13 protein-coding genes are annotated in these 12,805 nt (G+C 54.2%); 6 read left to right on the top strand and 7 right to left on the bottom strand.

Annotated elements, in window-relative coordinates; all coding sequences use genetic code 11:
• Position 1: 1 nt before the first annotated feature.
• Genes M8T91_RS17645 through M8T91_RS17655 form a run of 3 tightly spaced genes read left to right on the top strand, consistent with a single transcriptional unit; the run spans position 2 to position 1,301 of the window.
• Positions 2–427, top strand: coding sequence for a YybH family protein (locus tag M8T91_RS17645; RefSeq protein ID WP_301415535.1), 426 nt, complete (start codon positions 2–4; stop codon positions 425–427).
• A 25-nt stretch (positions 428–452) separates the two neighbouring features.
• Positions 453–992 (top strand): GFA family protein, encoded by a 540-nt coding sequence (locus M8T91_RS17650; RefSeq protein ID WP_301415536.1) that lies wholly within the window; start codon positions 453–455, stop codon positions 990–992.
• 3 nt (positions 993–995) lie between these two features.
• A complete protein-coding gene (locus M8T91_RS17655) occupies positions 996–1,301 on the top strand; it encodes a DUF6958 family protein (RefSeq protein ID WP_301415537.1) in 306 nt (101 codons plus the stop codon).
• Positions 1,302–2,012: 711 nt separating this feature from the next.
• Here the strand turns inward: M8T91_RS17655 and metF are convergent.
• The 4 genes from metF to M8T91_RS17675 all read right to left on the bottom strand — a co-directional run bounded on the left by metF (position 2,013) and on the right by M8T91_RS17675 (position 6,641).
• The gene (metF, locus tag M8T91_RS17660; protein WP_301415538.1) at positions 2,013–2,849 is read right to left on the bottom strand and encodes a methylenetetrahydrofolate reductase [NAD(P)H]; all 837 of its coding nucleotides are present in this window, start codon (positions 2,847–2,849) and stop codon (positions 2,013–2,015) included.
• A 61-nt stretch (positions 2,850–2,910) separates the two neighbouring features.
• Complete coding sequence (gene ahcY, locus M8T91_RS17665; protein ID WP_301415539.1) at positions 2,911–4,296, bottom strand: adenosylhomocysteinase; 1,386 nt, start codon at positions 4,294–4,296, stop codon at positions 2,911–2,913.
• 95 nt (positions 4,297–4,391) lie between these two features.
• Entirely contained in the window at positions 4,392–5,612 is a 1,221-nt protein-coding gene (gene metK / locus M8T91_RS17670) for a methionine adenosyltransferase (RefSeq protein WP_301415540.1), read from the bottom strand.
• Positions 5,613–5,684: 72 nt separating this feature from the next.
• A complete protein-coding gene (locus M8T91_RS17675) occupies positions 5,685–6,641 on the bottom strand; it encodes a metalloregulator ArsR/SmtB family transcription factor (protein ID WP_301415541.1) in 957 nt (318 codons plus the stop codon).
• A gap of 260 nt (positions 6,642–6,901) precedes the next feature.
• Here M8T91_RS17675 and tkt point away from each other — a divergent pair, with 260 nt between their 5' ends.
• From tkt to M8T91_RS17690, 3 genes are all read left to right on the top strand, one after another.
• The gene (gene tkt, locus M8T91_RS17680; protein ID WP_301415542.1) at positions 6,902–8,899 is read left to right on the top strand and encodes a transketolase; all 1,998 of its coding nucleotides are present in this window, start codon (positions 6,902–6,904) and stop codon (positions 8,897–8,899) included.
• A gap of 116 nt (positions 8,900–9,015) precedes the next feature.
• The gene (gap, locus tag M8T91_RS17685; protein WP_301415543.1) at positions 9,016–10,023 is read left to right on the top strand and encodes a type I glyceraldehyde-3-phosphate dehydrogenase; all 1,008 of its coding nucleotides are present in this window, start codon (positions 9,016–9,018) and stop codon (positions 10,021–10,023) included.
• Between the two features lie 439 nt (positions 10,024–10,462).
• Positions 10,463–10,999, top strand: coding sequence for a peroxiredoxin-like family protein (locus M8T91_RS17690; protein WP_301415544.1), 537 nt, complete (start codon positions 10,463–10,465; stop codon positions 10,997–10,999).
• Between the two features lie 113 nt (positions 11,000–11,112).
• Here M8T91_RS17690 and M8T91_RS17695 read toward each other — a convergent pair whose 3' ends face one another.
• From M8T91_RS17695 to M8T91_RS17705, 3 genes are all read right to left on the bottom strand, one after another.
• Positions 11,113–11,511, bottom strand: coding sequence for an ester cyclase (locus M8T91_RS17695; RefSeq protein ID WP_301415545.1), 399 nt, complete (start codon positions 11,509–11,511; stop codon positions 11,113–11,115).
• Positions 11,512–11,666: 155 nt separating this feature from the next.
• Positions 11,667–12,002: a hypothetical protein gene (locus M8T91_RS17700; RefSeq protein ID WP_301415546.1), complete on the bottom strand. Its 336-nt coding sequence runs from the start codon at positions 12,000–12,002 to the stop codon at positions 11,667–11,669.
• A gap of 7 nt (positions 12,003–12,009) precedes the next feature.
• Positions 12,010–12,483 (bottom strand): type VI secretion system amidase effector protein Tae4, encoded by a 474-nt coding sequence (locus M8T91_RS17705; protein ID WP_301415547.1) that lies wholly within the window; start codon positions 12,481–12,483, stop codon positions 12,010–12,012.
• Between the last annotated feature and the right edge of the window lie 322 nt (positions 12,484–12,805).

Here is a 12,805-nt window from a genome sequence, read left to right on the forward strand (position 1 = left end):
AATGCCTAACGATCATGCGGACATTGCGGCTCTGTGCCAACGCCTGGGTGACGCACATCGAGACAAAGACGCGGATGCGATTGTCGACTGCTATGCGCCTGATGCTGTTGTCTATTCACTCGCCCCGCCGTTAAAGAGCACCATGCAGTGCAAGGACATTGCAGCGTGGCTTGAGACCTGGGACGGGCCGATCCATGTGGATGCCCGGGACATGGATATGGTTGTCGGCGGGGACCTCGCCTGGGTGACTGCCCTCAACCATATGACCGGCACGAAAGTCGACGGCAAGCAAGTGGATTTGTGGTTTAGGTCAACCTTGTGTTTTCGCAAGAATCACGGCGTTTGGAAGATCGTTCATGACCACGCATCGACGCCGTTTTACATGGACGGTTCGCTCCGTGCGGCCGTCGATCTCCGGCCGTCATAGCTCGGAAAGGCTGAAAGAGGGTCATATGCGAGAGAGCGATCTAAAAATGCGGACTGCCCATTGTAAATGCGGGGCAGTCACGTTCGAGACGAGCGGCGACCCGATAATGACAGTCGCCTGTTATTGCTCAGACTGTCAGGCCGCAGGCGCACAACTGGAAGCCCTGCAAAGTGCTGCACCAATTCTTGAGCCTGACGGCGGCACCGAGTTTCTGATGCAGCGAAAGGACAGAATACGGTGCTTATCCGGCGCAGTGTATCTCAAGGAACACAGACTCTCTCCCGATTCAGGGTCGCGTCGCGTTTTCGCAGACTGCTGCAATTCGGTCATGTTTCTAGAGCTGAATAACGGGCATTGGCTTTCGGTTTACGCGCGGCGATTTAATCCGGAGGAACGACCGCCGATTCAGATACGAACAATGACAGCCGATCGGCCCGAGGGTGTAGAGTTCAGCGACGACATTCCAAGCCCGGATAAACACACAGTTTCCTTCATGTGGAAGCTCTTTGCCGCCTGGGCCGCGATGGGATTCAAAGCCCCAAAAATCGATTATATGGAAGATTGAACCATGACTCTCGCCAATGAAAAAATCGAGATCGAAAATATCCATACACCGGGCCGAACTGAGCGTGTCAACAAGGTCAAATACATGACCATGCGTGCAGCGCTGTTGCCGGTCCTGCCAACCGAAGGCCCGGGTATTACAATAGCAGACGCCAAAAAGAGACTATTGGAAAACCTCTCACAAGCGGTATTCCCTGGTGGTGAAAAGGCTGGTTGGTGGTTGAAGGCGGTGCAGCTCGATCTGGAAGCAAAAGGCATCATAGCCCGTGGCTCTGTCAGACCTGTTCGGATTTACCGCGTACAGAACTAACAAGACGGCTTCAGGTGAAAAAGTATCATCCGAGCGTCCATCGGGATTCTGGATCAAGGCTATTGACCGCGCGTAGGATACCAGCATTGACAACCTTCACGCGAAAGCCGGTTTTAGTCAGCGAGGGTGGCAGGTGCCCAATACGCTTGCGTCTTCGGGCGGAATACTCTCGCATGACGCGCTGATCGACGCTTTTCATCTAATGCCGACAATCACTGAACTTCGTCAGACAATAAAGGCTTTGTCTGGAATGCGCTTTCTCTTGGAAACTGGCCGATGTCCAGATATCGGAAAATGGGCGCTACACATGCGCACGCTTCGGCTCCCCAAAATAAGTACGTCAGGGGGCGATGACAGGCATTGAGGAAAGCGGGTACATGATGACTGTCAGAGTTCTAAAAAAATGCACGCAAATCTGGGCATCTGATATCGTCGATCCCACTGATCGAACTTCACGCCAGCACATCCGTTGCGCCTTATGAAGGCAGGTTCTTTGCATACCTACAGGAATGAAAGTCAAATCGTCCTGGCTAACCGACATGCCAGATACATATTGTGATGCGCTGCAAGTAGCACACCCCCGACTCCAGAAAACCCTCGCCTATCCTTGATAGGGCCAGCCAGAATTTGGAATTGTTTAAAAGAAAATGATGCACCCGACAGGATTCGAACTTGTGGCCTACACCTTGAAGGGTACGCCTCTGCAGCAGTCTAGGTTTCGGGGGACAATGCCTGCAAAATGCTGGCCGTTGGGTCCACCTGGTTCATGGTATAAAAATGTAACCCCGGCGCGCCGCCCTCCAACAGGGTTTCACATAAATCCGTTACCACCTCGAGCCCCAGTTTGCGGATATCCTCCAGATTGCGGTAGCTCTCCATGCGCTTTTTCAACCACCTTGGAATTTCCGCGCCACAGTTGCGGGAAAACCGCATCAAGCTATCAAAATTGTTTATTGGCATAATACCGGGATAAATCGGTGCATCGATGCCGGCTTTTTCACACTGATCAATAAAGTAGAAATAGGAATCGGGGTTGTAGAAATACTGGGTAAGCGCACTGTCAGCACCCGCTTCAAACTTGGCTTTCAAATAGCGGATATCGTCACCATAGCTATTGGATTCCGGATGTATTTCCGGATAGGCAGCCACCTCCAGATGAAAGTGGTCTCCACTGTGTCGGCGGATAAAAGCCACCAGTTCATTGGCATACACCAACTGTGCAACGGCACCCATACCGGAGGGCATATCGCCACGCAGGGCCACTATGCGGGTGACACCGGCTTCCCGGTACAGATTCAACAATCCGAGAATGGTTTCTTCATTATCTCCACCAAACGACAGGTGCGGTGCGATGGAGATACCATCGCGGCACATATCGGTGACAATACCGGCAGTGGTCTCGCGCGTGGTGCCGCCGGCACCATAGGTCACGGAAAAAAACTCGGGATCAAATGCCTGCAGTATTTCACGGGTCCGGTACAGTTTGGCACGGCCATCGGCCGTTTTTGGGGGGAAAAATTCAAAGCTGATCCGAATGGGATCTTTCATTGTCTGTTCCAGTCCCTGTGGCATCCAGGTACCGGTAAAACCGGCACCTTTTACCAGGATATCAGTATTTATAACTTTCGGGCTTGTAGGGGCCGTCCACAGAGACCCCAATATAGTTGGCCTGCTGTTCGGTCATGCGGGTAATGACACCGCCAAAGCCCTCCACCATATAGCGTGCCACCTCTTCATCGAGACGCTTCGGCAGTACTCTGACATACAGGGCCGGCACTTTCTGGTCTGCAGGCAGATCGGCAAACTTCTCTTGAAACAGATGAATCTGCGCGAGAACCTGGTTGGCAAATGAACCATCCATGATGCGACTGGGGTGGCCGGTGGCATTGCCGAGATTGACCAGGCGGCCCTCGGAAAGCAGCAGCAGGTGATCATTGTTTTCCCTGTTGCGCACCACTTTGTGTACCTGCGGCTTCACTTCCTGCCACTGCCAGTGCTCGCGCATAAAAGCGGTATCAATTTCGTTGTCGAAGTGGCCGATGTTCGACACCACAGCGCCACTCTTGAGGGCCGCCAGCATGTGCGCATCACAGACGTTGGCATTACCGGTGGTGGTAACAATCAGGTCCGTATTGGCAAGCAGCTGTGTATTGATGCCCTCAGCCGTACCGGTATTGATACCGTCGATGTAGGGGGAAACCAGTTCGAAGCCGTCCATACAGGCCTGCATGGCGCAGATAGGGTCCACTTCGGAAACCTTTACAATCATTCCCTCCTGGCGCAGGGAGGCAGCGGAGCCTTTGCCCACGTCTCCATAGCCAATCACCAGCGCCTTTTTCCCAGCCAGCAAGTGGTCGGTAGCGCGCTTGATGGCATCGTTCAGGCTGTGGCGACATCCATACTTGTTGTCGTTTTTGCTCTTGGTGACGGAATCATTGACATTGATTGCGGGCACTTTCAGTGTGCCCTCGCGCAACATATCCTGCAGGCGGTGCACGCCGGTGGTAGTCTCTTCACTGACCCCATGGCACTGATCGAGAATATGCGGATAGTTGCGGTGCAGCAGCTCCGTGAGGTCACCGCCATCATCGAGAATCATATTCGGCTGCCAGCCGGCAACATCCGCACCCACGGTACGCTGCAAGCACCACGCGTATTCGTCCTCGGTCTCGCCTTTCCAGGCAAATACCGGTATACCGCGCGCGGCAATTGCGGCCGCAGCGTGGTCCTGGGTGGAAAAAATATTGCAGGAAGACCAGCGCACTTCGGCACCCAGCGCAACAAGCGTTTCGATCAGCACCGCGGTCTGGATGGTCATATGGATACAACCCATGATGCGCGCTCCGACCAGTGGCTGCTCTGCGTGGTATTTTTCCCGCAGAGTCATCAGTGCCGGCATTTCACCCTCGGCAATCTCGATTTCACGGCGGCCCCATTCGGCCAGGGAAATATCCGCGATCTTAAAATCCTTAAATTCAGTGCTCATCTGATTCATGCTTTTTCAGGTCCAGTAACAGGGTTTTTCACAGGGGCGCTTACCGCCCGCATTTCAGTGTTTCTTGCTGCAGAGCCAGAGATTAGTCAACGCAGCTAAAGCCCGGCCTGGGCACGCAAGGCGTCTGCCTTGTCCGTTTTCTCCCATGGGAAGGCGGTAAAGGTTTCACTGTGCTGCTGCCCGTCGCCGTCCATCCAGTTGTAGGTATGTGTAGCGGGGTCGCGACCGAAATGGCCGTAAGCCGCCGTTAGCTGGTACATGGGGTGCAACAGATCCAGGGACTTGGAAATGGCGAAAGGGCGCAGGTCGAAATTCTCGCGCACCAGTTCCACCAGTTTGTCCTCCGGGACCATGCCGGTGCCAAAGGTGTTGATGGCAACGGAGGTGGGTTCAGCGACACCGATGGCGTAGGACACCTGGATTTCACAACGCTTGGCCAGGCCCGCCGCGACAATATTCTTGGCTACATAGCGGCCCGCATAAGCCGCGGAGCGGTCCACCTTGGAAGGGTCCTTGCCAGAGAAGGCACCGCCACCGTGGCGCGCTGAACCACCATAGGTATCCACGATAATCTTGCGCCCTGTGAGACCACAGTCACCCATTGGGCCACCGATCACAAAATTGCCTGTGGGGTTGATATGGTACTTGGTGTCGGCGTGCAGCCATTCCAGTGGCAGGGTGTGATGTACAATCAGCTCCATAACCGCTTCGCGCAAATCCGTCTGGCTCACATCCGGATTGTGCTGGGTGGAGAGCACCACCGCATCAATGGCACAGGGGCGGCCCTGCTCGTTATAGCGGAAAGTCAGCTGGCTCTTGGCATCCGGGCGCAACCACGGCAGCAGGCCGGACTTGCGCACTTCTGCCTGACGCTCCACTAAGCGGTGCGAATAATAAATCGGTGCCGGCATAAAAGTGGGGGTTTCATTGGTGGCGTAGCCAAACATCAGCCCCTGATCACCCGCGCCCTGATCTTCAGGCTTGGCGCGATCAACACCCTGAGCGATATCTACAGACTGCTTGCCGATCACATTGATCACGCCACAGGTTTCGCCGTCATAGCCCACATCGGAAGAGGTATAACCAATATCGGTGATCACCTTGCGCACCAGTTCTTCCAGGTCGACCCAGGCAGAAGTGGAGATCTCCCCGGCAATCACTGCAATGCCCGTTTTTACCAGAGTTTCACAGGCCACACGGGCCTGTTTGTCACGGGCCAGCAGAGCATCCAGTACCGCATCGGAAATCTGGTCGGCAATCTTGTCCGGGTGTCCTTCGGAAACGGATTCCGAAGTAAACAGTGTGTATTCACTCATGTGGGGGTCTCCATTGATTCCATCTTGGGCGGTTGTATAAATTCTGTTTCTGTCAACGCCTGCCCAATACCTTCAGGGCTTGATAAATTCGCGTATCTGGATCTGAAAACCATTGCGCAGGGCACTGTAGACACTGCGCCCGTCCTTCAGATCGGCGCTCTGCGCCCAGTCGCTCAACTGTTGCGGGGCAAATCCCAGCCACAGGTCCCCACAGGCCTCTCTGGCCCAGTCCTGCGCGTGTTCCTGCAACTCGGCCACCAGCAGGCGCCCACCACTTTTCAGGGCGCTGTGCAGGTCGTAAAAAATCCGGGCGGGGTCCGGTGTGTGGTGCAGCACCATATTCACCACAATGGTGTCGGCACTGTCCGGGCGCGCTGCGGCTGCACGGGTGTCGCTGCAGACAAACTCGATATTGTTCAGGCCGTGCCCACCGGCAAAAATCCGCGCGCGCGCCAGCATGGCGGACGACAGGTCCAGCGCCGTCACTGTGTCAAAGCGCTGCGACAGCTCCTGCAAAAACTCCCCCTCTCCGGGGCCCACCTCTATCGCATGCCCCCCGGGGTGCAGCAGCTGGGCAACCTGCGGACCATATACCCCATAGCCGGCAATCAATTCCTGCTGCTCGCGGAAACGGTTGCCGTTGTCGGCAAAGAAGCGCCGCGAGGCCTCGGCCCGCTCCTCGGAAATACGCGCTACCGACTGAACCCGCCCAGCGGACAGGGGCAGTAGGTCCAGATCGGTAAACAGCTGCATCAGCAGCGCAGAACTGCCGGTGCGCCGATAAAAGAGGTTGTTACCCTCGCGCCGCTTACTGACCAGACCGGCCTGGGCGAGCACCTTCAGGTGGTGGCTCAGGGCCGGTTGGCGCAGATCGAAGATATGGCACAACTCCAGCACACTGTAGGAATCCCGGCTGAGCAGGCGCAATATCTCAAGCCGCAAGGGGTCACCGGCCGCTTTCAGGGTCGCCGCCAAGCGGGAAATTCCCGTGCCGGGGCCGGGTTCCGAGAGGGAATGGGATTCAGGCATGGAAGCGAGTCTAGCAAGCGCACGGCACTATATCAAAATTTTTTGATATAGATTGATAAAATTATTTTGATGCAGGTGAGTTATGGCCTCTCCGATCACCATTTGAACCATTGTTGCTGCGCTTTTATTGGCAATTTCTCCGCCAAGGCTTTGCGCAGAGCGGGCCTTTACGGGAGAATACGCCCCCGTTTTAGTGACCCCACGGAAATCTGCCCACAGAGCAGCGCCGCGGTCCCTCCCAGAACCAGAGAGTCCTCCTTATGTCTTCTATCCCCTCGCGCGCGCACAAGGCCAATGCCATCCGGGCCCTGTCCATGGATGCAGTTCAAAAAGCCAATAGCGGTCACCCCGGTGCACCTATGGGTATGGCAGATATCGCCGAAGTGCTCTGGAATGACTACCTGAAACACAATCCGGCCAATCCCGAATGGGCCGATCGCGACCGCTTTGTGCTGTCCAACGGTCACGGCTCGATGCTGTTGTATTCCCTGCTGCACCTGTCCGGTTACGACCTGCCACTTGAAGAACTGAAGAATTTCCGCCAGCTGCACGCCAAGACCCCAGGGCATCCGGAACACGGTTATGCGCCCGGAATTGAAACCACCACCGGCCCACTTGGCCAGGGCATTACCAATGCGGTCGGCATGGCGCTGGCAGAAAAAGTGCTGGCAGCCCAGTTTAACCGCCCCGGTTACGAATTGATCGATCACCGCACCTATGCATTTATTGGCGACGGCTGCCTGATGGAAGGGATCTCCCATGAGGCCTGTTCTCTCGCCGGCACCCTGGGTCTGGGCAAGCTGATCGTCTTTTACGACGATAACGGTATCTCCATTGACGGTGAAGTCGAGGGCTGGTTTACCGACGATACACCCAAGCGCTTCGAATCCTACGGTTGGCATGTGATCCCCGATATCGACGGCCACGATGTCACAGCCATCAAGGCTGCGATCGAAAAGGCGCGCACCCATACCGACAAGCCCTCCATTATCTGCTGCAAGACCGTCATAGGCTTCGGCTCACCCAATAAGCAGGGCCGCGAGGAGTGCCACGGTGCACCGCTGGGCGAGGATGAGATTGCGCTGGTGCGCGAAACTCTGGACTGGCCCCACGCTCCCTTCGAGATTCCCGAAGCGATCTATGCAGGCTGGGATGCCAGGGCCAAAGGAGAAGCCCAGGAAGACGAGTGGAACGATATCCTCGCAGACTATCGCGAAGCATTCCCGGAACTGGCCGCCGAGTTTGAGCGCCGCATGGGAGGTGAGCTGCCGGCAGACTTCCCGGTGAAAGCCGACGCCTACATCAAACAGTGCCAGGAGCAGGCTCAGAACATCGCCTCTCGCAAGGCGAGCCAGAATACCCTGAACGCCTACGGGCCGGTGCTGCCGGAATTACTCGGCGGCTCCGCGGATCTTGCCGGTTCTAACCTCACCCTCTGGTCCGGCTCCAGGGCGATCAGTGCAGAGGATGCCTCCGGTAACTACGTATACTATGGCGTACGCGAGTTCGGGATGAGTGCCATAATGAACGGCATTGCCCTGCACGGTGGCTTTGTCCCCTACGGTGCCACCTTCCTGATGTTTATGGAGTACGCACGCAATGCGGTGCGCATGGCCGCACTGATGAAACAGCGTGCAATCTTCGTCTACACCCATGATTCCATCGGCCTCGGCGAAGACGGCCCCACCCACCAGCCGGTAGAACAGCTGAGTGCACTGCGTTCAACCCCCAACCTGCATACCTGGCGCCCCTGTGACGCCACCGAATCCGCTGTGAGCTGGAAAATGGCCATTGCGCGGAAAAAGGGCCCCAGCACACTGGTCTTCAGCCGCCAGGGCCTGGCGCCGCAAAGCCGCAGTGCTGCGCAACTGGCACAGATAGAAAAAGGCGGCTATGTCCTGTCTGATTGCGATGGCACTCCGGCTGCGATCATTATCGCCACCGGCTCGGAGGTGGCGCTGGCCATGGCGGCACAGGAAAAACTGGCGGGCAGAAAAGTGCGTGTGGTTTCCATGCCCTGCGCCGAGGTTTTTATGGAACAGGACGAATCCTACCGCGAGTCCGTACTGCCCTCTGCGGTGCGCGCACGCCTGGCGGTGGAAGCCAGCCACAAAGATTACTGGTACAAGTTCGTCGGTTTCGATGGTGCAATTATCGGAATGCAGACGTTTGGTGAATCCGCCCCCGGCGCCGAGCTGATGCGTTATTTCGGATTCACTGTGGACAATGTTGTGGAAGCCGTAAAGAAACTGCTGTAGTTATCTCGGCTATTGGCGCTGTCTCCCGATATCGGCTCGAATGGCAAACCTGCTGCCACTCCAGTTGGCGACGGTTGCTCCAGCGCCCCCTGTAACTTCAACCTGGCAACACTGTTATGACGATTCGACTCGCCATCAATGGCTATGGCCGCATCGGCCGCTCCGTACTGCGTGCCCTCTACGAATCCGGTGCCCGGGCTACCTTGCAGATTGTTGCCATCAATGAGCTTGCCGACTGTGCCACCATCGCGCACCTGACCAAATACGATTCAGTACACGGGCGCTTCAACGGCGAAGTGTCTGCGGAAAAAGATACGCTAGTGGTCAATGGCGATCGCATCGCTGTCACGCACAGCGAACGGCTGGAAGACCTGCAGTGGCACAGAAACAATGTGGATATTGTACTGGAGTGTACTGGCAGCTTTAAGGAGCGCAAGCACGCAGAGTTACACCTGGCTGCCGGTGCCAAGCGGGTTTTATTTTCCCAACCCGCCAGCCGCGATGTGGATGCCACCATTGTCTATGGCGTCAATGACCAGATCCTCAGCGGTAAAGAAAGGATTATTTCTACTGCCTCCTGTACCACCAACTGCAGTGTACCGGTGATTGCGGCTCTGGATAGAGCATTCTGTATTGAAGCCGGAGTGATTACAACCATCCACTCCGCCATGAACGATCAACCGGTGAGTGATGCCTACCACCATACCGACCTGAGAAAAACCCGCTCCGCCGTTGCTTCGATTATCCCCATCGACACCGCACTGGCCCAGGGTATCGAGCGTATTCTCCCCCATTTGGCCGGGAAATTCGAAGCCCAGGCCATGCGTGTGCCCACCGTCAATGTCTCCGCCATTGATCTGTCTGTACAATTGCAAAAAACTGTCAGCCAATCTTCAGTGAATGCCCTGCTTGAATCGGCAGCCGCAAAAAACTTTAAAGGCGTACTGGGTTTTACCGAAGAGCCCCTGGCTTCCTGTGATTTTAATCACGACCCGCGCTCCGGCATTATCGATGCCAGTCAAACGCGGGTGGCCGGAGGTAAGCTGGTGAAGATTTTAATCTGGTTTGACAACGAATGGGGCTTTGCAAATCGCATGCTGGATGTGGCCAGGCAGATCACTTGAACAGCTTACCTTGCCCATTTGGTTAAAATAACCCGCCATCCACATAGCCCGAATTTTTTGCCCTGTAAAACCGGGACGGACCAGGAAGTCTCTGGCACGAGACCGGGATTCCATACTGTGTCCGCCATGTCAATTTACATTACGCTTGTCCACTGAAAATCTCCGAGCGCTGGATACCTTCGATTCGGAACCGGAACCAGACACTGTCACAGCAGGCGATTCACGTTCCGGTTCCGGGTCGTGGGGGGGTAATGCACTGGCCTTTAGGGTATTTGGCCGACACCAGAATTGGAAATTCCCCGCTACTGAGAGGGACTGCTCAGATGTACTAAACTGCCCGTACACTGTGTTGACAGTGCCCGCTCGGTGACAAGACGGTTTAGTTATTGACCTCTAGTCCCTGAAATACAGCTTACACCTGCACTGTGTGAGGAAAACGATGCTGATACCCCGTCAACCAGTCCCGAGGCTGGTATTGGAAACTCTCGCTTCGGGTACCTTTGATCTCACCAGGGACAATCCCCAGTTCGCAACGCTGGTTGTTTTTTATCGTGGTCTGCATTGCCCTATCTGCGCAACCTACCTGAAGGAGCTGGGCCGTGTGTCCCCGGAATGCTTAGAAAGGGGTGTCAAGACCATTGCAATTTCCTCTGACAATGAAAATCGCGCCAATAAGATGGCGGAAAAGGTTGGCTTTCCAGAATTACGTATTGGGTACGACTTACCACTGTCAGTGGCAAAGCAGTGGGGGCTTTACCTTTCATCGGGCCACGGCAAGACTTCTATCGGCATTGAGGAGCCGGCACTCTTCTCTGAACCAGGGGTTTTTTTGGTTCGAAAGGATTGCACGCTCTATTTCGCCATCGTTCAAACCATGCCCTTCGTTCGCCCGCATTTTAAGGAAATACTCGGTGCACTCCAATTTGTGCAAGAGAACCATTACCCGGCACGGGGCGAATACACCGGGCCGGTCTGACCCCAGCAGGTTTGCGGATACGCATGCAATTTGATCCCTGCCTGGGTTTGAGAAAGGTATCGTGCGGAAAGAACGCAAATATGATCCGCTTCGAGGTTCTCCGTATTGTGAAACTACGACTCAAGTGATTGATAGAGCTCCCAAGCACTTCTTTCAACCCACTTTTCAATCATTTTTCCTTCCCTGACTACGGAAATAGTAATTCCGGACAGGTCTATTGGCCGAAGGTTTTTATCCGTACCCATAAAGCCCATATTTTGCCCAGTAATTTGCCAACGGCTGACAACCTTTTCCGCACTGGAAAAGATGTCGTGAACAATAAATCTGAGATCATTGATCCTGGACTGAAAATTCGCCACCCACCTGGAAAATGCATCAATACCAGCAATGTCTTTTCCCGCAGAGTGAATCACAAAAGCCGGGGCTATAAATGCTGGAATTTTATTTAATTGTTGCTTATCCCAAACCTGTATCCAAAAATCAGTTACAAGCTTTTCCTCTTCTGTTTTCATCGCTCATATACCTCCTGTTAAAATGAAGGATTGGCATTATACAAAACAACAACAAGGCTGTTTTCCAGCTTAAATACCGTCGTCCTTCTGTATCCTGTGCTTGCTGTACTGCTGCATCTATTACATCAACGCCACAGAGTGTCAGTCTCTCTTTTTCAAAAGCAGGTTGCGCCCTGTTGATTCGGCTCATTTTTCTTTAAACAGTTAACCAGGTCCACCAGCTCTCTGGCAGTTTTACCATCAATCCTTTCGATCCCGAAATGAGATTCAGTACCATACCAATCCAGGGAACGATTGAACTTGTCAAGATCGCGCTCTTGCAGCCCGGCCTTGACCTGTGCCAGGTTGGTCAGGCCGCTTTCAGGATCGTATTGGAGGACGGGGCCTTGCTCCGGAAGCGTATTAACATAGATCTTGTAGGAAGGCCGCTCTTCCAGGCCACAGGCAAACAGGGTAAAAACAATTAAAGCTGAGAGGATATACCTTTTCATATCGCCCTCACGCTACCGGCCAGAACCAGACAGTCGCCTTTTCATAGTGACGACCGTTGCGGATACTGAATTCAAACCAGGTTCTGAATTTTGTTAATCTGCTCCCGTTCCAGAGATCAATATGGTCGCCCCGATTACCGGGTCCATAATAGTCTTTGAAGAAGACGATTCCCTTCTTTCCAATGATCTTCTGAAACCCTTTTGACGCTTCAAAACCCACTCGTTGCTTGAAGGGAGAGAAAGGACCTTTTAGCCAATTGGCCAATTCCTCTGCGCGGAGGATATGAGCGGGTTTATGCCCATACCAACAACGGGCGCCCTTAAAGGTATCCAGTGTTACTCCCGATTTTTGCAGGGAGACCCCCATTCGGATTGCGCATTGATTAGTATATGTCCTTTTCCCATCCATGGTGCACGGCGCGTCATCCGAGAATATCGAGGCGCCAATGGTCGGGTGATTGCTCCATAGTTTGTCAAACATTACAAGCTCTTCCCTGATACTTGAAAAGACCGGATTTTAAACCATCAATTACCTTTCAAACAGAGATGTAATTCCCATTGGCGCAGATTTGGTTAAACACAAAACTGGTTAATTTTTCGAAATAATTCAAACAGCACAGACTATGGATGATTTCTTAGATTCAATAAGCACCTGGGCCATCCAGGAGAGGGGGGATACGCACCTTACGCTGTCACAATGCAGGGCGGCCCGATACCATCTAAAGCGGCGAGTGCGAATCACTGCGGGTTATCTGCAATAGTTAAATTTTTTGCGATGCAATACATTTCAGTCATTAACAGAA

Source organism: Microbulbifer sp. MI-G (assembly GCF_030440425.1).
Classification (GTDB): Bacteria; Pseudomonadota; Gammaproteobacteria; order Pseudomonadales; family Cellvibrionaceae; genus Microbulbifer; species Microbulbifer spongiae.